Source organism: Streptosporangium sp. CA-115845, assembly GCF_050943795.1.
In the GTDB taxonomy this organism is placed as follows: Bacteria; Actinomycetota; Actinomycetes; order Streptosporangiales; family Streptosporangiaceae; genus Streptosporangium.
The window spans coordinates 3942409-3964006 of the sequence record NZ_CP191988.1; the positions used below are offsets into that span (position 1 = coordinate 3942409).

General features: G+C 69.5%; 36 protein-coding genes. 34 read left to right on the plus strand and 2 right to left on the minus strand.

Annotated elements, in window-relative coordinates; all coding sequences use genetic code 11:
• The first annotated feature begins 170 nt into the window (after window positions 1–170).
• The 10 genes from ACQP0P_RS20115 (at window position 171) to ACQP0P_RS20160 (ending at window position 8764) form a co-directional block, all read left to right on the plus strand.
• On the plus strand, window positions 171–572 hold the full coding sequence (locus ACQP0P_RS20115; protein ID WP_433379073.1) for a recombinase family protein: 402 nt from the start codon (window positions 171–173) through the stop codon (window positions 570–572).
• Entirely contained in the window at window positions 569–2020 is a 1452-nt protein-coding gene (locus ACQP0P_RS20120) for a recombinase family protein (RefSeq protein ID WP_433379076.1), read from the plus strand. Before ACQP0P_RS20115 ends, ACQP0P_RS20120 begins: the two co-directional genes overlap by 4 nt.
• 145 nt (window positions 2021–2165) lie before the next feature.
• Window positions 2166–2315 (plus strand): hypothetical protein, encoded by a 150-nt coding sequence (locus tag ACQP0P_RS20125; RefSeq protein ID WP_433379079.1) that lies wholly within the window; start codon window positions 2166–2168, stop codon window positions 2313–2315.
• 330 nt (window positions 2316–2645) lie between these two features.
• A complete protein-coding gene (locus ACQP0P_RS20130) occupies window positions 2646–3626 on the plus strand; it encodes a hypothetical protein (RefSeq protein WP_433379081.1) in 981 nt (326 codons plus the stop codon).
• A 215-nt stretch (window positions 3627–3841) separates the two neighbouring features.
• Complete coding sequence (locus ACQP0P_RS20135) at window positions 3842–4204, plus strand: hypothetical protein (protein WP_433379084.1); 363 nt, start codon at window positions 3842–3844, stop codon at window positions 4202–4204.
• 264 nt (window positions 4205–4468) lie between these two features.
• Window positions 4469–4753, plus strand: a complete 285-nt coding sequence (locus ACQP0P_RS20140; protein WP_433379087.1) for a hypothetical protein — start codon at window positions 4469–4471, stop codon at window positions 4751–4753.
• 21 nt (window positions 4754–4774) lie between these two features.
• Window positions 4775–6016, plus strand: coding sequence for a hypothetical protein (locus ACQP0P_RS20145; protein WP_433379090.1), 1242 nt, complete (start codon window positions 4775–4777; stop codon window positions 6014–6016).
• A 149-nt stretch (window positions 6017–6165) separates the two neighbouring features.
• A complete protein-coding gene (locus tag ACQP0P_RS20150) occupies window positions 6166–6468 on the plus strand; it encodes a hypothetical protein (RefSeq protein WP_433379093.1) in 303 nt (100 codons plus the stop codon).
• A 506-nt stretch (window positions 6469–6974) separates the two neighbouring features.
• Complete coding sequence (locus ACQP0P_RS20155; protein ID WP_433379096.1) at window positions 6975–8138, plus strand: helix-turn-helix domain-containing protein; 1164 nt, start codon at window positions 6975–6977, stop codon at window positions 8136–8138.
• A gap of 218 nt (window positions 8139–8356) precedes the next feature.
• On the plus strand, window positions 8357–8764 hold the full coding sequence (locus tag ACQP0P_RS20160; protein ID WP_433379099.1) for a hypothetical protein: 408 nt from the start codon (window positions 8357–8359) through the stop codon (window positions 8762–8764).
• A gap of 258 nt (window positions 8765–9022) precedes the next feature.
• On the opposite strand, the gene ACQP0P_RS20165 is transcribed toward ACQP0P_RS20160, so the two are convergent.
• Both ACQP0P_RS20165 and ACQP0P_RS20170 read right to left on the minus strand, forming a co-directional pair.
• Window positions 9023–10117 (minus strand): hypothetical protein, encoded by a 1095-nt coding sequence (locus ACQP0P_RS20165; RefSeq protein WP_433379102.1) that lies wholly within the window; start codon window positions 10115–10117, stop codon window positions 9023–9025.
• A 147-nt stretch (window positions 10118–10264) separates the two neighbouring features.
• Complete coding sequence (locus ACQP0P_RS20170; RefSeq protein WP_433379105.1) at window positions 10265–10732, minus strand: hypothetical protein; 468 nt, start codon at window positions 10730–10732, stop codon at window positions 10265–10267.
• Window positions 10733–11246: 514 nt separating this feature from the next.
• Between ACQP0P_RS20170 and ACQP0P_RS20175 the strand changes: the two genes are divergently transcribed.
• The 24 genes from ACQP0P_RS20175 (at window position 11247) to ACQP0P_RS20290 (ending at window position 21582) form a co-directional block, all read left to right on the plus strand.
• Window positions 11247–11600 (plus strand): hypothetical protein, encoded by a 354-nt coding sequence (locus tag ACQP0P_RS20175; protein ID WP_433379108.1) that lies wholly within the window; start codon window positions 11247–11249, stop codon window positions 11598–11600.
• Between the two features lie 17 nt (window positions 11601–11617).
• A complete protein-coding gene (locus tag ACQP0P_RS20180; RefSeq protein ID WP_433379111.1) occupies window positions 11618–12511 on the plus strand; it encodes a hypothetical protein in 894 nt (297 codons plus the stop codon).
• A 72-nt stretch (window positions 12512–12583) separates the two neighbouring features.
• On the plus strand, window positions 12584–13165 hold the full coding sequence (locus ACQP0P_RS20185) for a hypothetical protein (RefSeq protein WP_433379114.1): 582 nt from the start codon (window positions 12584–12586) through the stop codon (window positions 13163–13165).
• A 76-nt stretch (window positions 13166–13241) separates the two neighbouring features.
• Window positions 13242–13523 carry a hypothetical protein gene (locus ACQP0P_RS20190; protein ID WP_433379117.1) on the plus strand — a complete coding sequence of 94 codons (282 nt, stop codon included), beginning with the start codon at window positions 13242–13244 and terminating at the stop codon, window positions 13521–13523.
• Window positions 13524–13587: 64 nt separating this feature from the next.
• Window positions 13588–13788 (plus strand): hypothetical protein, encoded by a 201-nt coding sequence (locus tag ACQP0P_RS20195; RefSeq protein WP_433379120.1) that lies wholly within the window; start codon window positions 13588–13590, stop codon window positions 13786–13788.
• A complete protein-coding gene (locus ACQP0P_RS20200) occupies window positions 13785–13991 on the plus strand; it encodes a hypothetical protein (protein ID WP_433379123.1) in 207 nt (68 codons plus the stop codon). The genes ACQP0P_RS20195 and ACQP0P_RS20200 overlap by 4 nt, the downstream gene beginning before the upstream one ends.
• Before the next feature lie 37 nt (window positions 13992–14028).
• On the plus strand, window positions 14029–14319 hold the full coding sequence (locus ACQP0P_RS20205) for a hypothetical protein (protein WP_433379126.1): 291 nt from the start codon (window positions 14029–14031) through the stop codon (window positions 14317–14319).
• 11 nt (window positions 14320–14330) lie between these two features.
• On the plus strand, window positions 14331–14690 hold the full coding sequence (locus ACQP0P_RS20210; protein WP_433379129.1) for a hypothetical protein: 360 nt from the start codon (window positions 14331–14333) through the stop codon (window positions 14688–14690).
• Window positions 14677–15000 (plus strand): hypothetical protein, encoded by a 324-nt coding sequence (locus ACQP0P_RS20215; protein WP_433379131.1) that lies wholly within the window; start codon window positions 14677–14679, stop codon window positions 14998–15000. The genes ACQP0P_RS20210 and ACQP0P_RS20215 overlap by 14 nt, the downstream gene beginning before the upstream one ends.
• On the plus strand, window positions 14997–15476 hold the full coding sequence (locus tag ACQP0P_RS20220; protein WP_433379134.1) for a hypothetical protein: 480 nt from the start codon (window positions 14997–14999) through the stop codon (window positions 15474–15476). Before ACQP0P_RS20215 ends, ACQP0P_RS20220 begins: the two co-directional genes overlap by 4 nt.
• Window positions 15473–15658 carry a hypothetical protein gene (locus ACQP0P_RS20225; RefSeq protein WP_433379137.1) on the plus strand — a complete coding sequence of 62 codons (186 nt, stop codon included), beginning with the start codon at window positions 15473–15475 and terminating at the stop codon, window positions 15656–15658. Before ACQP0P_RS20220 ends, ACQP0P_RS20225 begins: the two co-directional genes overlap by 4 nt.
• Window positions 15655–15954 carry a DUF7196 family protein gene (locus tag ACQP0P_RS20230; protein ID WP_433379140.1) on the plus strand — a complete coding sequence of 100 codons (300 nt, stop codon included), beginning with the start codon at window positions 15655–15657 and terminating at the stop codon, window positions 15952–15954. The genes ACQP0P_RS20225 and ACQP0P_RS20230 overlap by 4 nt, the downstream gene beginning before the upstream one ends.
• Window positions 15955–15996: 42 nt before the next feature.
• Window positions 15997–16386 carry an Acb2/Tad1 domain-containing protein gene (locus tag ACQP0P_RS20235; protein ID WP_433379143.1) on the plus strand — a complete coding sequence of 130 codons (390 nt, stop codon included), beginning with the start codon at window positions 15997–15999 and terminating at the stop codon, window positions 16384–16386.
• A 495-nt stretch (window positions 16387–16881) separates the two neighbouring features.
• Window positions 16882–17268: a hypothetical protein gene (locus ACQP0P_RS20240; RefSeq protein ID WP_433379146.1), complete on the plus strand. Its 387-nt coding sequence runs from the start codon at window positions 16882–16884 to the stop codon at window positions 17266–17268.
• On the plus strand, window positions 17261–17704 hold the full coding sequence (locus ACQP0P_RS20245; protein WP_433379149.1) for a hypothetical protein: 444 nt from the start codon (window positions 17261–17263) through the stop codon (window positions 17702–17704). The genes ACQP0P_RS20240 and ACQP0P_RS20245 overlap by 8 nt, the downstream gene beginning before the upstream one ends.
• Window positions 17705–17854: 150 nt before the next feature.
• On the plus strand, window positions 17855–18334 hold the full coding sequence (locus tag ACQP0P_RS20250; protein ID WP_433379152.1) for a hypothetical protein: 480 nt from the start codon (window positions 17855–17857) through the stop codon (window positions 18332–18334).
• A gap of 175 nt (window positions 18335–18509) precedes the next feature.
• Window positions 18510–18818, plus strand: coding sequence for a hypothetical protein (locus tag ACQP0P_RS20255; protein ID WP_433379154.1), 309 nt, complete (start codon window positions 18510–18512; stop codon window positions 18816–18818).
• Between the two features lie 66 nt (window positions 18819–18884).
• Window positions 18885–19145, plus strand: coding sequence for a hypothetical protein (locus ACQP0P_RS20260; RefSeq protein ID WP_433379157.1), 261 nt, complete (start codon window positions 18885–18887; stop codon window positions 19143–19145).
• Window positions 19146–19267: 122 nt separating this feature from the next.
• A complete protein-coding gene (locus tag ACQP0P_RS20265) occupies window positions 19268–19585 on the plus strand; it encodes a hypothetical protein (protein WP_433379160.1) in 318 nt (105 codons plus the stop codon).
• Window positions 19586–19638: 53 nt separating this feature from the next.
• Entirely contained in the window at window positions 19639–19896 is a 258-nt protein-coding gene (locus ACQP0P_RS20270; protein WP_433379163.1) for a hypothetical protein, read from the plus strand.
• A complete protein-coding gene (locus ACQP0P_RS20275; protein ID WP_433379166.1) occupies window positions 19893–20342 on the plus strand; it encodes a hypothetical protein in 450 nt (149 codons plus the stop codon). The genes ACQP0P_RS20270 and ACQP0P_RS20275 overlap by 4 nt, the downstream gene beginning before the upstream one ends.
• Window positions 20339–20653 (plus strand): hypothetical protein, encoded by a 315-nt coding sequence (locus ACQP0P_RS20280; RefSeq protein ID WP_433379169.1) that lies wholly within the window; start codon window positions 20339–20341, stop codon window positions 20651–20653. The genes ACQP0P_RS20275 and ACQP0P_RS20280 overlap by 4 nt, the downstream gene beginning before the upstream one ends.
• Entirely contained in the window at window positions 20650–20991 is a 342-nt protein-coding gene (locus tag ACQP0P_RS20285) for a hypothetical protein (RefSeq protein WP_433379172.1), read from the plus strand. The genes ACQP0P_RS20280 and ACQP0P_RS20285 overlap by 4 nt, the downstream gene beginning before the upstream one ends.
• 342 nt (window positions 20992–21333) lie before the next feature.
• Window positions 21334–21582 (plus strand): hypothetical protein, encoded by a 249-nt coding sequence (locus tag ACQP0P_RS20290; RefSeq protein ID WP_433379175.1) that lies wholly within the window; start codon window positions 21334–21336, stop codon window positions 21580–21582.
• The last annotated feature ends 16 nt before the right edge of the window (window positions 21583–21598 follow it).

A 21598-nucleotide genomic window follows, 5' to 3' on the forward strand; every position in this document is an offset into this window, starting at 1 on the left:
GGACAGACGCATGGGTGCCGCCACGGCGTGTCCGGCGCGGCCCGCGCACCTCTCGGCTGTAGTGACCTTCAGGGGGACAGATGACCGACCCTCCCCGTACCCCTCCTGTGGCCCTGAGGGCGACGGAGAGCGCCGAAGCCCGCCCCTCGGACCTCAGACTTCACGCAAGGGTGCGCTGGGCGCTGTACGCGCGTTCTGTGAGCGGCGAAGCGGATCAGGTCGACGGGCAGCTCGCGCTTCTGGAAGACGCCGTCACGAAAACCGGCGGAACCATCAACGCCCGTTTCTGCGACTTGGGTGGGGTTGGCGACGGGATGACCGGCCTGCTGAAGGCCGTACAGCACGGCCAGGCCGACCGGGTCATGGTCTGGGACCTTCCCAGGTTCGGCCGGTACCCGGCCGACGCCCAGGCGCGGACCCTGGCGGCCCTTCATGACCTGCGGGTTGGTGTCACGCTCGCCGAAACCGGCGAAGACCTCGACACCGGCGCCGACAGCGTTCTCCCCGTCGCGGCCCTTGACGTCGCCGCGACGCGAACGCGCTGGTCACGCCGCTGTGGCGGGAACACGTGAGCCTGCCGTACGCGTCGGCGACGCTGAGCCACATCGGCCACCGGTGGGGAATCTACGTGCGGATCTCCCGGGACCGGATCGGCGCCGGCCTCGGCGTGCAACGCCAGGAGTCGGAGATCCGCGAGATGATCGCGCGCCTCGACCCGGAGGCTGTGATCGTCGAGGTTTACAACGACAACGACATGAGCGCCAGCAACGTGAGGAAACGCCGCAAGGATTACGACCGGATGATCGCCGATATCGAATCAGGAGTGGTCACCGCGGTCGGCTGCTGGCATTTGGACCGGGTAACACGCCGCAATTTAGAGCTGGAATACCTGTGCGGCTACGCTGAAAGTTTCGGAACGCTGTTTGCTGCGGTCCACGGATATATCGACCTGCGAACCTCAACGGGCAGGATGGCAGCCCGAATGGCGGCGGCGGCGGCGCGCGGAGAGGTCGAGCACAAAGCCGAACGGCAGAGATCCGCCAATAGGCAAAGAGCACTACAAGGTGAGAGTTGGTCCGGTGGGATGCGCGCCTACGGATATGAGAAAGACGGCACCACGCTTATCGAGGCGGAAGCCGAGGTGTTGCGTGAGGTCGCGAAACGAGTGCTGGAACGCCAGTCGCTGCGCTCGATCGTCGCTGACCTCGACCGGCGGGAGATCCGCACGTCGACCGGCAAGCCCTGGCAGGCCGTGACGCTGCGCAGAGCGTTGCAGAACCCGCGGATCGCGGGCTGGCGCACCCTCAACGGTGAGAAGGTCGCCCGAGGCAACTGGGAACAGATCATCGACGATGAGACGCAGGCGAAGCTCGTGGCGATCCTCGGTGACCCCGCCCGCAACAAGGGCGGCGGCGGCTCGGCCCGCAAGTACCTGCTGTCGGGCGGCCTGCTGGTCTGCGGCATCCCCGGCTGCGGTAAACCCTTGCAGTCCCAGCCGAGCAACGCCGGCTCCCGCGGCTACGTGTGCCGTAAAAGCCCGCCCGTCGGCGGGTGCGGCCGTATCCGGATAGCCGCCGACGCGCTGGAACAGGAAGTCGCCACGCGGGTCCTGGCGCGGTTCGCGTCGCCGGCCATCGCCCGCCGCCTGAGCGGGGCCATGGCCTCGCAGACCGAACACCAGCTCCTCGACCAGATCAAGGAGCACGAGGAGAGCATCGCCGAACTCGCCGGCGACTGGGTGGCGAGGAGAATCTCCAAGGAGGCTTTCCAGGCCGCTGACCGCCGCACCCAGGCGGAGATCGCCAAGCTGCGCGGGCAGATTGCCCAGTCGACCCGGCTGGCGTCGCTACCCGAAGGGCTCGGCCCGCGCGAGCTCGCCGAATGGTGGGTCGACGCGTCGCTGGAGCGGCGCCGCGACCTGGTCTCCGCGGTGCTGGACCACATCTCGGTCGGGCCGACGACCCGGGTGGGCTTCACCGGGCTGGATTTGGCGCGGCTGAACTGGGTGTGGCGCGACTAAACGAAGTCGGGACGAACTCGACTGGCTACCGCGAATCCGCCGTTTCGGCTGCGCAGCTTGTGCTGACCCGCCTACGGTGGGTGACGTTGATCCTGGGAGATCGCCCGTAGGGTTGCCCTCACCGTAATGCCCAACGGAGGGTCCTGTGGATGACGTCGACCGCCTCACCGCCCGAATCGCAGAGCACCTGGCCTGTGAGCCGGACGTGGAGATGAGCGACGAACAAGTGGAGGCCGCGGCTCTGATCATCGGAGCCGGTGCCGCCCCCGCGCGAGTCTTCTCCGCTGTGGCCTGAGCCAGCAAGGAGACCGCACTGCTCGGTCCACCCTCCGCAGGGGTGCGACACGCGGAAGGCCGCGAAACCCGGAAAAGGGTTCCGCGGCCTTTTTCGTGCGCCCGCCCGGCCCGTCCTCCAGTACGGCGGTAATCAGCATCGCTCGACATCGAGGTGTAAGGTAAAAGTTGCAGCGGTGTGGGGGGAACGCGGGGCAGTTCGGGGCGCGATGCGCTGAAGTGGCCTTCGGGTGGCCGCCGCCCTGCTCTCGTCGGCGCTTTTCTGCCGCCAGCTCCAGGAGGCCGACATGTTGGACCGCTGTACTTCGTGCCCGCCGGGTGGCGCCCGCCGATGAGCAGCCGAGCCGACCGCAGACCCCGGCCTGCCTGGACGGTCCGCGAGGGGGACGTCATCCACGACACCGCGGCGCCGATGCGGGTCCTCGGCTGGTGTGGCCTGCAACTGTGCGGCGTCACCCGCTCCCGCGCGCCGGTGCGTGTCACTCACCCGCTGGGCCGGGTGCTGGACGTCACCCGGCTGACCGATCCCGACGACCCCGACGACAAGGACGCCACCATGCGACACCTCGCGTTCGTTGCGATGACCACGACCGGCCCGTCCGTCGATTCCCACGAGATTTGGGAACTGTCGGTGCGGCTACGCCGCGCCTCCCCAGGGGCCCGCGACGCCGTCCACCACTGGCAGTTGCCGGTGCAGGAACTGCACCGCGGCGAGGGCGCCCGCCTGCACAGCAGCGGTTTCTACACTCGGTACCGCGAGTTCGGTGAGCCTGCCGCCCTGGATCCGCAGCTCAACAGCTACCGGCCCGTCGCGATGGCCGACCTGACCCGTAACCTGGCCGCGTTCCTCGTCGACGCCCACCCTGTGATGCTGCACCCCGAGTATGACCAGCCGTTCCTGGGGGCGTTGCTGCGCCGTAACGGCCAGCCGGCCGGGTGGAAGAGCGCGGTGCCGCTCACCGCGTTCGCCGCCGGCGCCGCCTACGGCTACGCCGCCGGGTGGAACCGGCACGTCGGTCTCCAGCCTGGCCTGCTCGGCGAGGAGAACCCGTCGAGGCCGAACATGTTGAACAGCGCCATCGACACCAGCGAGTACGGCCTGCCCTGGCGGGCGGTCGACCTTGCCCGGGAGATGAGTTTGGCGCCCGCCGCCTACGCCGATGTCGTCTCCGCGGCCGGGCGGCTGGCGCTGACCGTCGCACTGTGGGACGCGATCGTCGCCCCGCCGGCCCCGCCGGCCTCATCTGCTGGGGCGGCGCCTGCCGCTGCTGACGCTTCGACCGTGTTCATGCCGGTCGCCGCCGCGTCGTAGCCGCCGCGCACTCGAGGCGGCCCCAGGGCGGCGTTTTCTCTTTCGCGAAGTACACCGCGAAGCGTCGCCGCGTCTGTACCGTGTGTAGCCAGCTACAGCGATAGGGAGACATCTGTCAACTGTCTCCCGGTACCTTCGTGCCGCGCGTGTTCCGCCCCCCACGGAACGTGGCCACGCGGACAGGACATGACACGGACAGGGGAAGTCGAGGAGAAATGCTCATGGTGCTGTGGACCATCAGGTTCCGTGACCCAGGCGTCAAGGACGTCGAGATCACCGCGGCCAGCTACAACCTGACGCACGAGAGGGAAATCCTGTCGTTCTTCGACGACCGTGGCGGCGAGGTGTTCGCCTGCCCGCTCGTCAGTGCGGCCCATTGGGCTCCGCATGTTCCCGCTTTCGCTGACCGGCGCGGACCTGTGGGAACGGTGTCGCCCGTTCCGGCGTATCCGGTCGGTGAAAGCCGTCAGTCGATCGAGGCCCAGGCCGCCGCAGCCGCCGCTGCGGGCGGCGCCGCCCCTGGCGCGGCAGGCCCTGCGGGCAACCGCCTGGAAGGGAGGCTCGTAGCGGCCAGCTAGCCCGGCCTCGATTCCAGGAAGCCCCGCCGCTGTCGCGTCGCAGCGGCGGGGCTTTCTGTGTGAGAAACCCGTGGTGGCCAATCGTGAAAACCCGGCCACGCTGTGTAGTAAGCTGCGCACTACACCTGCGGGGGGACAATGCTCAACAGTTCTCATGATGGTGAATCGGGTGGGGTGTCTTCCGGCGCCGCCGCCGACCGGCCCTCGCTGGCAGGAACCGGACACCGTTGAGCGTCACCGCCCGCCACCACAGGAAAGGCGATCATGCATAGAACTCAGGAGGCCGCCGAGATCCGCGGAAGACGCCTGGCTGTCGCCTGGCTGGAGACGCTGCTGGTTCTGGCCGCCGCGTTCGTCGCAGCCACGCTGTTCCCCCAAGCCCGGCACCTGGTGCAGCTCGCCGCCCTGGCGCTGCTGATGGTGATCGGCCTGGTGTGCGCCGCCGTCTCCGCCCTGTACGCCTGGACCCACTCGACCAACCCGGTAGCGCTTCGGCTGTTCCGATACGTCTGCGCGGCCGCCGCTTCCGCCGCTTACCTCGCCCTTTGAACCGACCCCCGAGGATGCACCGTGATCCACCTATTGGCTGGGCTGCGCCGGCAGCCGCCCCCCGCGCCCGTCGACCCGCTCGCCGAAGCCGAACGTGCTGAGGCTGCCGCACTAGCAGCACGAGCCGACGCCGACCGGCGAACCACCCTCGCCGAAGCCGCCGTACGCGAAGCCGAAGCAGCGGCCAAAGTCGAAGCGATCAAGCACCGGGCGCGGCTGCAAGCCGAAGAACGCGCCCGCCATGCCGCGGTGAAACAGAGCCGTGACGCCGAAGCGGCACGCGTGACGAAGGTTGCGGCAGGGCGCAGCAAGCGGCGCGACCGCGGCGATCATGTCCGTCTGCTGCTCGCCGAGCACTCCTCCCGGATCCGGCGCCTCCTGGTGAACATCGGCGTCAACACGGCGGCCGGGTTCGGCCAGTTCAAGTTCCTCACCGAGCAGGCCGGCCTCGACGTGCTGTGGGCCGTCATCCTCGCCGCAGGGCTGGAACTGATGGCCGTGACGGTGCTCGACTACGGCCTGGACGCCCGCCGTGAAAAGCGGCCCTTCCTCCTCGCGTTCGTCCTGGCGGCCCTGCTCGCGGGGCTTGTCGCCTCCATGAACTACTCGCACTGGTCAGCAGCACCCGGGCAGCAAGTCCTGGCCGCCGGATTCGCTCTCATGTCGCTCATGTCGCCGGTCCTGTGGGCGTGGTACGCGAACGCCCGCCATGCCGGCCGGGTCGCCGCGCTGGCCCGTGACAGGCGTGCGGCAAGCAGCAGCACGCGTGCGGCAAGCACCAGCACGGCCCCAGCACAGAGCGACACGGAGATCGCCTCGTTCGACGTGTTGCGGTGGCTCATGTGGTTTCCCGAGACGTTCGCGGCCAAGCGGCAAGCGGTCAGGCTGCGCATCAGCGACCCTGACGTGGCCGTCGGCCTGGCCGTCGAACACCTCACCGGCAAGCGCGCCGCACGGGACGCCAAGCGTGCCGCAGAGCTCGCCGCCAAGCAGCACGGTGAGTTGCCCGCCGGCGGGCACGGCCGGTACCTGCCGGCCCCGGACGAGGTCACCGCGATGTCAGCTGACGAGAAACGAGAATCGGCGTGCGACGCCTACCGCACAGCTCGTCTCGACGGTGTCGAGCTCACCGGCCCGGCGATCGCCTCGGCCTACAGAATGTCGGAGTCATGGGCGCGGTCCCGTATCCGAGAGGTGAAGGGCACCATGCTGCGCGGCAAGGTCGAAGCCGACGACAACGACCAGGTGGAAGGTGCGGGGTGATGCGGTTCTCCGCGGGGCAGGCCCGGCCGGTAACCGCCCGGGCCGGCGGGAACGACACGCTGACCCGCCGCGCGGAAGGTGCCATCGGCGCCGTGCGGGGGCGGTGACAGCGCGTGGTCATCATGCAACCCGGCAACTACAATCCGATCATGACCACGCTGCCTGAGCCTTCCGAAACGGAATGGGAGGAAGCCCTCGCTGTGCTGCGCCGTAAGCAGGACAGCCGTTACCAGGCGGACCTGGACCAGATCGAGTTCTACGAGCTGGCGCAGAAGCTGCTGCGGACACCGGACGGCCGGCTTCGTCCCGGCTCGCGCGGCCAGGTCGAACGGAGACTGGGGGTGGGCAGCAGCTTGTCGCGCTATATCGAACGCGCCGACACCGGGCAGATGCGCCGCGACCTCGAAGAGCGCCGCAGGGGAGAACTCGCCGCCCGCGACGGCGAGCCGTGACCGGGGTGCGCGGCCCTTCTGCGTAGAGTCGGCTGCGCCTCCAAGGCACCCCGCGCGACGGCCCGGACCTGGGCATCGCCCGCAGACGGTGACGGTTTCACGCCCCGCCCGTCTCGGCCCAGGACCCCGGGCCGTCGCCACACCCAGCCCAGAGACAGGTGATCAGCGGGCGGGCATACGAACGGCCCGGCACCCACCAGCCCCCTAGTGGCCTGGTGGGTGCCGGGCCGTTCATGGCGTTCCCGACAGGATCCGCCCGCTCCCCGCGTGAGGCGAGAAGCTGCGTTCAGCGTAGCTGCCGCCGGCGACCGGCGAAAAGACGGTTCCCTCACCTCGGACAGCACCGGATGACTCCGGACGCGGCGGCCTGGGACGACCCGCGGCGAGCCGAGAACGGGCCGGGAAGAAACACCTGGCCGTCTCTGCCGACAAGCTAGCCCCGCACGCTTAGCCTGAGAGTGTCTACGTCACAGGGAAAGGGCGGGGCTATGCCCGAAGGTAGCACGGTGAACGAACTGGCGGCACGAGTGTTCAGTGTCCGCAAGCGGCGCGGACTCAGCCAGAAACAGCTCGCCCACCTGTCCGGGGTGTCGGAAAGCTGGGTGTCGAAGCTGGAGCAGAGAGTTCCCCGCGATGTGCGGCTGAGCACCGTGCGTAAACTCGCGGCCGCGCTGCAGGTGTCCACCACGTACCTGATGGGCGGCCGAGGCGACACCGAACACGAGGTCGAGCCTGACCGGACGTTGTGGGCGCCGACCTACCAGGCGTTGATCGGCCTGGCGGGTCAGCCCGCCGAGGAGCCGACCATCGACAGCGTGCGCGGCGGCATGGAGGCGTTGAAGGAGCCGCTGGCCAGCAACCGCTACAGCGAGCTGGCCGCGATGCTGCCGTTGCTGCTGCGCGACGTCGAAACACTCGACGGGGACGGCCGGGCACTGCGGTCTCAGCTGCTGAACACGACCGGATGGGTGCTCACTCAAACCCGCCAGTTCGCCATGGCCGAACCCACCCTGGACCGGGCGATCGACATCGCCGAGGACCGGCTCGACGCAGCCGCCGCCGTCAACACCCGCGTGTGGCTGCACCTGCGGCAGGGCCAGCTCGACCAGGCGCGCACCCTCGCGACGAAGTGGGCCGACGACATGGAGCCGAGGTTTTCGAAGGCGACCACAGCCGAGCTGACCATGTGGGGGCGCCTGCTGATCAGTGTGTCCAACGCGGCCGTCCGCGACAACCGCCCCGGCGAGGCGGAGGACGCGATCAAGCTGGCGCGGGCGGCGGCCGTCCGTATCGGATATGAGGCGCTGTCGGACACGAGCACGACGCGGACGTTCGGGCCCGTAACAGTCGGCATGATCGCGGCGGAGAACGCGGCGGTGATGGACCAGCCCGACCGGGTTCTGAAAATCGCCGAACGTATTTCCACCCAGCCGCGGTACGCCACCTCGGTCAGCCGGTTGCGGCACCAGCTCGACGTCGCCCACGCGCTGACGGTGACGAGGAGGCACGCCGAATCGCTTGCCGTTTTGCAGCGGCTGGCGGGGGTGGCGCCGGAGTGGCTGGCCGCGCAGCGGTACGGCCGCGACATCCTGAGCCATATGTTCACGGCGAAACGCAAGCTGACCCAGGAGATGCGTGATCTCGCCGACGCGGTCGGCTTGCCCTACTGACCAGGGAAGATAACAGCCACTGCTAGTTCCGGTGATCGCTGGAACAAACTGTCAGTGACAGAGGGTGTGGGGCCCCCTACGGTCGAAATGTGGTCCACGTCACCTCGTTGTCGTCCGAGGCGGGCGCCGCTTTCCAGGAAGGCGGGACGTCGACCGCGGGACCTCACGGGTCCTGACCTGTCACTGGACGAAAGCCGACCCATATGACATCTCCACCGTTGCATCACGCTGATGCCCCGCAGGTTCCCCCTAGTCCTGCGGAGCTGATCGGACAGCTCATCGAAGCCGCCACGCAGCGTGGCCTGACCGTCAAGCAGACCGGGAACGCCATCCTGAACTTCTCGCGGCCGCCCGAGTACAGCAGCGAAGAGAGCCCCGCCGACCTGGACCGCGCCCGGCTGCTGTTCTCGGGCCTGTCACAGATGGTTGTTCTCGTGCGGGACAAGGAGGCTCCGCAGCCTGAGGGCGGGCCGCCCGTCCTGGCCTGGTACTGGTGGTGGCAGGGCGATCGTCTTGCCGGCGAAAGCCGCGCCGACGAAATGGAGCGCCTCACCAGCGCGGCCGACGTCGACGTGGCGGCCGACCGGATCGCGAACGTCCTGCGCGTGGACTCGCCCACCGGTTGAAGACGTCGCGCTTTCGCTGCGCGACGAGGAGGGGGCGGCGCTCTGGGATCTCCCAGACCCACACGTGGTGTGCGACAGAGCACCGCCCCCTCTGCGTATTCGTGACACATCCGCTGCTGTTTTTCAACGAAACAGGAAATTTCGTCGCCGCGTACTTCTGCCCCCCGGGGGGGCAGAAGTACGCGGCGACGAAGTCCAGGCCCTCACCGCCACGGTGGGGCCTTGCCGTGTCCGGGGCTTCGCCGCCCCGCGGCGGTGTTAGACGCAGACGTCGACGCCGAGGATGGGGAGGCTCAGCTCGATGTCGAGCACGTGGCAGGTCGGGTCCGGCGGCGGTGGGCTGCTGGTCTGCGCCGGCGCCAGCGCCGGTGTTGGTGTCGGTGTGGGGGCCGGGTCTGGGGCTGATGTTTGGGCGGGAGGGCGGGCGGCAGAGGTCGGCTGGTCCGGCGGGGAGGAAGAACGCGGTGTGCGGGCCGGGGGGTCGGGAGGAGGCGGAGGCGACCTGGTTGGCCGCGCTGTGGGCTTCGGGCTGCCGGGGGCGTCGTCGCTGTTGTCGTCTTCGTTGCGTTCTTCCTTCTTGCCCGGCGGTGCCGGGTCGAGCGGGTCGGGGCTGTCCCGGTCGGGTGCGGGGTCGCCTGTGGGGGGCGGGGCCGGTTCGAACGCGATGAGCGGGGGGGTGGGTGCCGGGTCGGTGGCGGCGGGGGTGTCGGCGTCGTTCGGGGACGGCTGGTCGTCGTTCGGGCTGGCGGCAACGACGGGAAGGTTACGGGGGGGTTGGGGTGGCGCGGTGAAGCTGACGAACGTCATGGTGAGTGCGGCGGCGGCGGCGCCGACGACTGCGGCGGTCGCGGCGGTCGTGCGGCCGGGCCGGGTGCGTGCCTGGTCTAACAGCCACGCCACGGGGATGGGCACCAGTGCGCCTGGCTGGAGAAGTTTCATCGCGGCGCGCATCACGGCCCGCGGATGCCCGGTGTTGACCACCAGGGTTGCCGTGTTCAGGTGGACGGCGAGGACTGCTGGATCCATCCGGTGTAGCTGTTCGCCGGGGTGGGTGCATAGGGCGGCGGTGTCGAGTAGTTCCCGCCAGACCGCCAGTTCACGTTCGGGGTCGACGCGGCCGAGCGGGCTGACAACCACGCGCATGGACTGGTCGTCGACGGCGAGCTCGACGATGTGGGATGTGCCTGGTGGGGCGCGCAGTGTGTGGCACAACTCGATCGGCACCTCGTGAAGGCTGACGGCCGCGTCGAGGGCGCGTTTCAGGTTGTCGATCTGGTGTCGGAGTTCGATTCGCGTGCTGATGTCGGAGGTAGGAGCGGCGCCGTTGATCGCGCGGAGGCGCTGCATAACCACCGACACAATATCGCGGATCGTCGAATTATTATCACTTTCTGTCAACGTCATACCACCTGGTGAAACGCGCAGGATTTCGGAGGTTCGCTCACCTCATCGCGGAGTCCAGCGCGAGGCAACACCCCGCGATCATCCGTAATCAAATGGTTACATTGCGTTAGGTAGGGGCTTCAGTTGCCCTTGGCTGGGCGCGTCGAGCCGGCGCCGGTGGGCGTTGCGGCGCAGTGCGAGGTACAGCTGAACGAGCGTTTCGCGCTGGTCGTCGGGCAGGTCGGGGTCCGGAAGGTCCCACAGGTACTGCAGGAGCGGGTCGTCCGGGTAGCGCGCCGGCGCCTCCGGCGCGGGTGTTTCGTCCGCAGCCTCGTCCGCCAAGCCCGGTGGCGGATCGCCGCCTTCGAGGACGCGTGCGGCGCTGCCCTGCTCCCAGCCGAGGGCGCGGTCGACGCCGGCGTAGGTGAGCTCCCGAACGTTGAGGCCCTTCTCCACGCGGGTCCAGGTGATCGGGCTCATGGCGCCCTGCCGTGCGGCGCCGTTGATCGACAGGTGCAGGGACAGGCGCCGGCTCTTGACCATCTCGGCGAGCCGGTCGTAGTCGAGGAACGCGTCAGAGTCCACCCGCCCAGCATGACAGACCATAGCTAGCCACATGAATAGATCGTCCTATTGCATTTAGGGGACAAAGGGCCAGCTTCTCGCAAGCCATCACTATATTTCTATGCTGAGGTATAGCGATCTATGGTGGTAGGTGAAATACTACCGCCAAGTGCGCCGCCGTGGATCTCCCAGGATTCACCCGGTGCGGGCGGCGGCGCACGCACACGTGCGCCCACCCGCCACCCGCGGGTGGGCGCCTCATGTACGACCTCGCCGCACGGGCTCCCAAAGGGGGGGGGCCTGTGCGGCGAGGTTCACCGCCCCGCCGGCGAGACGCTCTCGCTTCCGCGCCGGGCGGATCTGCGAAGACGCCCCAGGTTCGCGGCCCGGACATCCGGCGCCCCGGCCTCGACGCTGTGACCTGTGAATCTTTCAGGCTTCCCGCGATTTCCTGTCCGGCAACACTTGCAACTGTGCCCCCATATCTGTAGTGTAAGAATTGCAAACAGGTGGTAGTAGTCGAAGGGAGAGCCGTGTGAACCAGGCCCACTGCCTGCGGTGCGGGCGAGTGCTTCGCTCCGCCACATCGATCGCCGCCAGGTATGGCCGCCACTGCTTGTCCCTCATCCGGGCCGCCGCCCACCACACCGACCTCACCGGCTACACGCCCGCCCAGATCGAACGGGCCGTCGAAGCCATCGAGCAGGGCGGCATCGTCCCCACCAGCCGCCCCCACCTGTGGACCGCCGTCAGTTCCGACGGCACCACGGTCTACCTGGTCGCCCTCCAGGGCTGCACCTGCCTGGCCGGTATCAAGCAGCGCCGCTGCTACCACCGCGCCGCTGTCGCCATCCTCACCGCCACCCGTACCGTCCGCCGCGCCGCCTAACCCCCGAAAGGCTCCGCATGACCACCAAACGCCCCGCCCTGAACCTCGGGGACGCCGTCTCCCTCGACGGCAAGCCCGGCATCTGGGTCGTCGTCGAAACCGCAGCCCAGAAAAGCGCCCGCAACCCGCGCCACAGCGAATGGATCCGCGCCCACCTGATCTTCGACGGGGCCGGGCCGTCGACCCTCGCCGCCGACCACCGCGCCCGCCAGGCGACTCTCCTCACCGGCGCCCACGTCGCCGCGCAGCGCGACGACGGCGCCCCCGCTGACATCGCCTACCGGCTGACCCTCGGCCGCGGCACCGTCGTGATCGTGCCGCGCCGCTCCCGCGCGCACACCTCCGACCAGCTCGTCATCGAACACGCGCAGCGCCTGCAACACGACGTGGGCCTCACCCCCGACGCGGTCCCCGTTGAACGCACCCCGGACGGCTGGCAGCCCGCCCCCGGCTGGCAGCCCGTCACCCACGTCATCGAAGAACTCCTGCCCGAGGTACGCCACCACCACGTCTACTACGACGATGTCGACGGCGAGCAGGCGCCGGTCGTTGTTCCCTGCCGCACCCTGGCGAGCTGCCCGACCAGCATCGGGCTGGCCACCGTCGTCCGCTCAGACCTCGACGCCACCGTCGACATGCCCAAGACCGCCGCCGAAGCCGCCATCCTCACCGCGAAGGAAGAACGCGTCGACTACGGGATGCGCTGCAGCGACGTCGACGGCGCCCCGGTCGTCGTGGACTTCCCCAGCCTCGCCTACGGCATCGGCGCGGTCTCCGTCATGCGCACCTGGCAGCAGCACCAAGGTAACCAGCCCGACGCGGAACTCGTCATCCGCCGCCGCACCCCGGGCGCCGACTGGGTCGCCGCCCGCATCGCCCCCGCCATCCGCCCGGTCTTCTCCCTGCGGTAGCCGCACCCTGGCCGGCGCCCAGCGTGGGCGCCGGCCCAGCACCCGTGAACGTCAACGAAAGCGAGCATTGCGATGACTCTCGTGAACCTCGACGCCACGCCCGTCGCCGACCTCCTGGCCGCCCTCACCGCTCATCCCCGCCTCAGCAGCGCTGACCTGCAGGCCCGCGCTGAGCTGTGTGAGCGCATCCGTAACCATCCGACCGAACCCGCCGTCGAGTACGGGGTGCGCCGCACCTGGTGGACCGGCCGGTGGGCGCAGGATCCCGCCTCGCGGATCGAAACCAGCGCCAGCAACCCGTTCGACCGGCAGTGGGCCGAAACGGAAGTCGCCGCCTACCGCAAACAGCAGGCCGAAGCCGGGCTGCCCGTCGACGCGGAACTCGTCACCCGGCAGTGGGTGCCCATCCCCTCCGGCACCGCTGCCGACGGTGTTTCCTTCCAAGCTGTGCTGTCGCCGCACGACGGCTTCCGCGTCCACCGGGCAGGCTGCTGCGGTCTGACCGGACCCGCGCAGCAGGCCGAGCTGTTCGACGTGGCCGCCACCACCCCGCAGAAGGTCGCCGCCGAACTGCACCAGGGCATCGCCGGCGAACACCCCACCAGCGACGACGCCCGCCCGGTGAGTTTCCTTCCCTGCTGCGGGCTGCGCTGACGGTGTGCCTGGCGCCCCGGCCCGCCCCGGGGTGCCGGACAGAACGCCCGCTCAGCTGAGAAAGGACACCAGCACCGTGACCGAAGCGACCGTGATCTACTCCCGGGAGGAGTGGCTGCAGCGCGGCGTGTGCCTGCCGGGCCAGACCAGCCAGCAGTGGGCCGCCACCTTCGGAAGCCTCGGCGGCCAGGAATGCAGACCGCGCCCGGCCTGGCAGACCGGCGCCCCACCCGGAGTGATCGCCGTCTACGTTCAGGGCACCGAGGAGGCGATCCGGTTCGTCGTCGACTGCTGCCACCCCGCCGCACAGCACCAGCCCGGGGTGAAGTCCCGCACGCCACAGGAGGAACGTTCCTGACTGTCCCCCCGCACCTCGATAGGGTTTGAAATTACCGCCACCAGGGAACTCGGGGGAGTCCTGCATGCCTCACATCACGCCTGTCCGACCGCCGCGCACCGTCCGTGCCCGGCTGCTGACGCTCGCCGCCGCGGCGCTCGTGTCCGTTGCCGTCCTCGCCTGCTCGGCGTGGCTGGCCCTGTCCAAACTGGCCGCCGGATACGTCGGCCTGATGACGCTCATCACGCTGGCCGCCGTCGGCGACGTCGGCCTGACCGGCAGGTGAACGACCTGCACCCGCTGTACCGGGCGCCGTGCACCTACGTCCGCGAGATGGACGGCGTCCACCGCCGGTGCGGGGCCATCCCGACCCGCCGGTTCCTCAACGGCTGGTACTGCTCGGGCTGCGCGCCCCGGTGGGAAACCGTCGTCGCCTCCTGGGCCAGCCCCGCCCCCGCCCCGCCCCAGGACACGGCAAAGCAGCCCTGACCTGCTCTTGGAAGCCATGTGGCTACAGTCGGAAACTGTGCCCGTACCGCTGATTCTCGCCGTCCTCGCGATCGTGTTCCGCGTCACCCGGTTCGTCACCTCCGACGAGCTGGCCCGGCCGATCCGCGAATACGTCGACCGCCGTTTCGGCCCCGACTCGCGCCCCGCCTACCTGGTGGGCTGCGGCTGGTGCGCGTCCATCTGGGTGGCTGCCGTCGCGGTGCCGGTCGCCTACCGCTACGGCGACCGCCCCTGGTTCCGGCTGCTGGCCACCGGCTTCGGCGCGTCCTGGCTGTACGGCATCGCCGCCACCCAGCTGGACGACTGAGGACCTACAAGGTGACCTCGCAGCCCGTTCACTCCGACGACGCCGAATGCGTCGCCCTAGCCGCGAACGTCGCCGTGATGCGGGCCCTTGAAGTCGCCGGGAAACGGCTGCTGACCCGCGACCGCAGGTCGCAGTACCAGCACCTGCCCGCCTGGAAGTTACACACCGAAATCCCGGCCCGGGAAGACGACCTGGACCGGCTCCTCGCCGACGCGTGGACGTGCCTGCAGCAGGTTCTGCCGCACCGCGGCGACCTGATCGGCGTCGTCGACGAGTACGTGCGTGACCTGCTGCGGTCCGGCCTGCCGCACGAAACGCGGTGGCTGATGCGGGCCCTGATGTCGATAGGAGACAAGCGTGAACACCAGTAGCGGGCACGGCCGCCCGTTGTTCACGCCGGGTGGCGTGCACACCGAACAAGACCAGCTGGAATGCGCACGGTACGGGCACGACCTGGAACATGTCGTGTCCGGCGCTTCCCGGCAGCCGCAGGCCGCGTTCTGCGCCCGTGGCTGCGGCCACCCCGGCTGGGTGATGGTTCCCGCTGACCGGCCGCGCCTGTGGCGGTCCCTCGCCCCGGTGCTCGCCCGGGCGCTCGCCCCGTACCCGAGCGCGCTGGCCGCCGCCAACGCCGCCGTCGCCGCGGTGACGGCGCACCCCTGGACGGAGAAGCCGCAGTGAACACTCAGCGCCGCCTGCACCTGGTCATGCGTGAAGAGCTGGCCGAACTGTGGCATGACCTGGCCGCCGCCCACCGGCGCAGCCGCGTCGACCCGCCGGAGCAGTCCGAGGAATGCCGCAGGCTGATCCGCCGGATCGAAGCGCTCACCCGGGAGACCGGGCCGGCACCGCCCGGCGACATCGAGTTCACGCTGCTGCTGACGGGCCTGTACCAGCAACTCCACGAACGGCTCAGCATTGATGTGCCCGTCTCTGACGGGCTGCTGCAACACGCCCACGACTTCGTGACGTTGGGCGGCCGCCTGGCCCTGGGCTACCCCGACGGCCTCGTGGAGGAGTACCGGGACCGGCGCATCTACTTCCACCGCAGCAACGGGCGGATCTTCTACCGGATCGCTGACCGCACCGGGACGCTGCCCGGCCGGTTCGACACCGTCGACGACGCCCGCGCCGCCCTGAAAGACCTCGGCGTATGAGCGGCGGCTTGCCCGGCCCGGCGGGGGCGCCGCTGTGGGGGCACAGCGAGGCCGCTCACCAGCTGCTCGGCTGGTGCGCGCACTGCGAGGGCCGCACCGCGGCGCAGGAGGCCACCGCGTGGCGAGGCTGGGCGGCCACGCTGCTGCACACGATCAGCGAAGGCGTGTGCAGCGGCGGATGACGAGCCTCGCACCCGCTCAGCGACGGTGGCTGCCCGGCCGCCGCCACCCGATAGGAGGAACCGTCATGGGATGCGGCTGCAACAAAAAGAACCAGCAGGTCAGCAGGTACGTCGTCGTGTACAACGACGGCAGCGAAAGCGCCCCGTACACCACGGCGCGGGAAGCCGACGCGGAGAAACGACGGGCCGGCGCCACCTCCCCTGTGAAGACCGTCACCGCGGCCGCCCGACCCGCTGTGGCAGCCGCCGCGCCCGCTGTGGAAAGCGTCGTCGTCAAGGGTGCGGGCGAGGCGTGAACGGCGACGATACGCCTCCGCCGGCAACGAAAGGGTAATGAAGTGCATGACGTCCACGACCAGATCGACGACTGGTTCACGTTCCACCCTCCGGCGTCGCCGGAACGCCGGGACGCGCACGTCGCGGTGCGCGGCAGCTGCCGGCACCTGGCCCACACGCTGGCGGACACGGTGCCGCCCAGCAACGAGCTCGACACCGCCCTGTGGTACCTGCGGCAGGTCGCGATGTGGGCGAACGCGGGCCTGGCGCTCAGCCCCGACCCGGACGCGCCCCGCGAGAACAGGCCGGCCGGTTACGGGCGGTCCGCGGCGATGATGGTCGACCGGTCCGCAGCGGCGCAGCCCGGCGTGCCCGCCGCCCCGCCGGGCGGCAACCTGCTCGCCGACCCCGGCTGCCCGGGCCGGTGCGGCGGGCTGGACGCCGCCCCATGACCGCCTCCGCCCCAGGAAGGCCCTGGCCCCGGCGCCGGCGCCCCGCAGGTCCGGCGCGGCCGCGCCTGCGGCCCTGGGCGGTCTGGTGGGCGAAAGCGCGCCTGTACGTCGCGCTGTACCTCGTGCCGGGTAACGCGCTGCGGTGCGGCTGCCACTGGCATCCCGTGAACGGCGTGGTGCGTGCGGCCCACTGCCTGAAGCACGGGCAGCTGTGAGCAGACACGGCCGGGCACGCGGGCCGCCCCACCCGGCGCCGGCTCACGGCTGACACAGCAGGCCAGGCTGAAAGTGCTGACGAAGAACAGGAAAAAGACATGATCAACGTGCTGAACGATGTGCTGAACAACGTGCTGGTCTTCGTGGACGTGCTCTAAACGCCCACGGGGCGGCGCCCCCGCGGCGTGAGGCCGCGGGGGCGCCGGACGTTCACCGGCCGGCAGCGGAAAATCCGAGAGCGGCTGCTAACGATCAGTAGTGGGGCGACGATGGTGAGTTATGCCGCCCCCCGACATTCCCGACGCCGCGCCCCTCACCCAGTTCGGTAACCGGTTGAACCCGGGCTTTTGTATCTTCCCGTTCCGTAACCAGCTGCGGCTGGGGGAGAAAGGCCTGTCGTTGACGCTCGGGAAGCCGAGCGTCAAAGAGATGGTTGATCTTCTGTACCGGGGCCGTCGCAGCGCCAGCATGCACGACGGTGTGCGGCGCACCACCGCAGGCCGGCTCCGCGCGGCAGGGTTCACCCTCACCCTCGACGGCGGGAAAAGGAACCCCAATCACGTGTCCGTAAGCCTGGACGGGGACACTGAATGGACAGACGATGAAAGCGAACGCTTCAACGACTGCTTTGGCGACCCGACGTGGATGGAGGACAACGATGCCTGATCAGATCCACCTCCGGTTCGGGGCGCTGCCGTGGAACCCCGCCGACAACGCCACCGTTCTCGAGGTGTTCGACCAGCACGACAGGCCCACCTGCGGCCTGCTGGAGCAGGGCGGCCAGCGTTACATCTTCGACTGTGTGGAAGGCCACGCCTGGGACATCAACGTGTGGGCTTACGCCCCGGTGACGGCCGCCCAGGTCGCCGGGCTGCGCGCCACCGACGGCGAGGAGTTCGCCGCACGCGTCGACGCCGTTCTCAGGTCAGGAGTGATCACCGCGGCTCTCGCGGTCGGCGACCGCTTGGAACTGATCGAAATCGTGGATTCCTCGGCGATCAGCGGAGACGTGTACGCGGGGATCATGGACGCGGTTCTCGCGAAGATCGAACGCGGGCGGAGTACCGCGGAGTCGCTGCGGAAAGTACAGGTCGCAGGCTGACGGCCCCCTTGGGTAGGCGGCGCCCCGGCCCGGGGCGCCGCGTTCTTTCCGCCGCCGTGAGGCGTTTCCGCCGCGCCGGGCGCCGCCCTGCCCCGGCGTGAAACCACCACACAGGTTGCTATCAACTACATAGCATGTGATGCTTTTGCTATGAGCGTGGATGAGAAGAAGAGTGTGGAAGAGAAGAAGAAGGCGGCAGCGGCGGCCGCCCTCCAGGCGGCGCACGAACACCTGGGCGAGGCCAGGGACGGCGTGGTGCAGTCTGTGGTGGACGCGCGGCACGTCAAAGCGTCGTGGCAGGGGATCGCCGACGAGCTGGGGATCGCGCAGCCCAACGCGATCCGCAAGTTCAAGCCGTCCCTTGACGAGCGGGAGCCGGAGCAGCGGTGGGAGAACGAGGCGGATCCGGTGACGCCGGCGCTGGTCGCCGTGCGGCGCGCCCACCGGGCGCTCGCCGACGCCGAACGTGACGAGGTGCGGGAGGTGGCCGGCGCCCGCAGCGTGGGCGTCACGTGGGGGGTGATCGCTGAGGCAGTCGGCATGAAAGAGCCGAACGCGATCGCCAAGTACAAGCCGATGCTGGAGGAGAAGCGCATCTTCACGGTGCGAGAGGATGCCAGGCCTGGGTAGCCGTCACCCCGCGCGGAGCCCCCGGCGCGCCGGGGGCACCCACTGTAAGTGATCTTCCTTGTGGGGTGCCAGCCTGCGATTTTCCTGAAAATTCCTCGCAGCTCCAAGGGATATCAAAAGTATAGTTGGGTATGTGATTGATATAACAAAAACTCACTACCCCACGGAGCGAAGCATGAGCGCCAAGGCCGCCGCCCCCACCCTGGTCGAGAGCATCCACGCCCTCTACGCCGCTCTCGGCTCCCACGCTCTGACCCGCGAGAACTGGGCCTTCATCGACTACCTCGTCCGCCTCAACGCGCCCACCACGTTCCTCAACCTGACCCACAAGCTGATCTTCGAGGGGCGGGTCGTCAACGGCCTCCCGGAGGCCCTGCGGGGGGTGGACCTCGCCGATGACGAGAGCGCCTTCGTCACCCGCATGGGCGCCGACGGGACCGCCGGCGCCTTCCTCGACCTCGCCGTGAAGGTCCGGGCCGCCTGACGGCCACCAGGGCGGGCTGCGGCCCGCCCTCGCCTCCCTCCCACCTCAAACGATCGGAAGGACGTCATGGACTTCGCCACCGGAACCTACGTGTGCGCCCGCGAAGAGATCGAGCGGCTCGTCGCCGACATCGCCGCCGAGTTCAAGGCCCACCCCGGCTACGGACCCCACCTGATGGAAGAGGGGTTCGACGACCGCCAGTGGACCATCGTCTGGGAGGAAGGCCCCGAGGAGTGGGCCTACCACGCCGGCGACCGGGTCACCGCCCCCGCCGGGACGTTCCTGGAGCCTGTCAGCTACTACGTGCTGGCCGTCTGCCTCATCTGATGGCGACCCGTGCGCGGGCGTATTTCCGCAGGTAAATCACCACAACCTTTGTGCTATCAGAATAGTAGATTGCTATGATTTAGATATAAGAAAACGCTTCGCAGCCACTCCCGGAGGACGCCGTGACCGTCGCAGCCATGACCAGCAACCAGCGCACCATCAAGCGCGAGGAGGACGTGCGCACCGCGCTCTGCCACTTCGACCTGATGTGGAGGCTGTACGTCAGAGGCCAGGGAAACCGGGGAGAGCTCGACGAGGCGCGAACCATCGCGATCACCAGGGTTGGCCACTACATGCTCGACCTCGCCAACGCGATCGAGGGCGAGGACGCCACCACCATGCGAGCCCTGGCCGCCCAGCTGCAGGCCCAAAAGTCGCTCAGCCCCTACCAGCTCGCCGCCCAGGCCGACCTCGCCGAGCGGCTCGCCCGCCTCACCTGATCGCCCGGGAGGGGGCCGCCCGCCCCCTCCCGCTCCCAGAAAGAGGACAGGTCGTGAACCAGACTCCGAAGCGCACCGAGACGAAGACCCGACAGCGCAGCCTCAAGTGCCGCGCCCTCACCCAGATTGGCCGGCACGTCCTGGTCGGCATGGACGTCAAAGACACCACGGTGAAGGCCACAACGGACGTTAAGGCCGAAGCGCTCTCCAAGGGCTGGCCCGAATCCAGCGCCACCGCGATCGCCGTGTGCGTCGTGAGGGTCGGCGCGCAGCGGGTGGCCGGCCTCGCCGCCACAGAGGCCCAGCGATGACCGCGCACATCTTCCTGTCGTGCCCCGAACACCCCCAGCTGCTGCGATGCGACGACGACCGCGGGTTCGCCGTCGACAGCGTCGCCTCGGCCCGCGCCCTGCTGGCCGTCCTGTACCCGGACACGGCGGCGGGCAAGGTCTCCAGCGTCGTCCTGGACTGCGAGGCGGGCGGCTGCACCATGCGCTTGTACGTCAACGCCGACACCGTCGAGGAGGCCCGTACGCGGGCCGCCACCCACAACAGCGGCTGGTACACCGCGCGCCGCTCCGGAGGCCGCATCATCGACGCCTGCCAGTACCACCTGGGCACCTGCTGCGTGCACCACGCCTCCCCGCACTCCCCGACGCTCGACCCCTCCGCGGTGCTGCCCGACCGATCCGACCGGCCTGCCTCCCGCACCGCCCAGCTCGACCTGTTCGCCCTGACCCACGGGAGGGCCGTGTGAGCGTCGTCCTGCCCGACCTGCACCCCGTCGCGCCCGAGGCGCTGACCCGCCACCACATCATCCGCGTCACCGCCTCAGAGATCCTCGCCGCCAACGACGTGTACGGCTTCGTGCGCGCCACGAAGCACTTCGGCGGCGGCTCCTGGCGAATCCGCTGGGAGGCCGCCGTGGCGGTCGCCCCCGGCGAGCCGAGCACTGGAATCCTGCACGTGCGTCCCGGCGAGGCCGTCTCCTGCGTCTCCCGGGCGCAGTGGCTCCGGCTGCCGCACCGCCTCACCTCCCGCACCGTCACCGAAGGAGAAAAGCGATGATCATCAGCACGACCTGCCTGCCGGCGCGTGCCCACCGCCGTCAGGGCCGCGCCGCGCTCGCCCTGGCCGACCTGCTCGCCGAGGAACTCCCCGCCCTGCTGTGGCACGTGCAGGCCGCGGAGCACGCGGCGGGCTCCCTGCTCGGCGTCCGCGACGACGGAGACCCGGCCAGCCGGGTCGACGCGGTCGACGAGTGGGCGCGCCGCCTGGGCGTCACCCCGTCGTGGGAGAGACTGCCCGGCCACGGCGGCGAGTACCGTGCGACCGGCTGGCACCTGGGCGCCCGGGTCACCGTCCGCGCCTGGCTTGAGGAGTCCCCGCTGGAGGTGAACGTCTGATATTCGCCACGATCGTGGTCCGGCGGCAGGAGGCCGCCGGGTTCGCCCGGGCCGACCCGGGCGCGCCGAGCCCGCGGCGGTGGCCGCCGCGGCCGGGGGTGAATCTGGGAGAGCATCGCTGTCGAGCCGGGCAACGAACAACCGGACGCCGTCCGCACGTATAGCCCCCTGGTCTGGGAGTTCCTCGCCGCCGGGCCGGCCGATCCCTGCACCTCCGAGTCGCATAATTCCCCGCAATTTTTTCCGTTTTCTCCACCCCATCTCTGTACTATCAGATTCATAAGAAGATATGATTTAGATATAGAAATTCACCACTTCACCACCTCCGAAAGGGGAACCCTCGTGGACCTCGTCGCCACCCTCTCCGCCGACCTGCGCACCCAGCTCCTCGCCCCCGACGTCGCCGAGCTTCGCACCCAGGCCGAGCGCCTCCACGAGCGCGTTCCCCACGCGGTGGTCGTCACCTTCATCCAGCAGGGCCTGGCCGCCGCAGGCGACAACCCCCGCCTCCTGGAGTGGAAGGTGGCCAGCGCGCGCGAGGCCAACCGCCTCCTGGCCGCCGACCCGGACGAGCTGGAGCAGCTCGTCTAGCCGGCGAGGGCGGGAA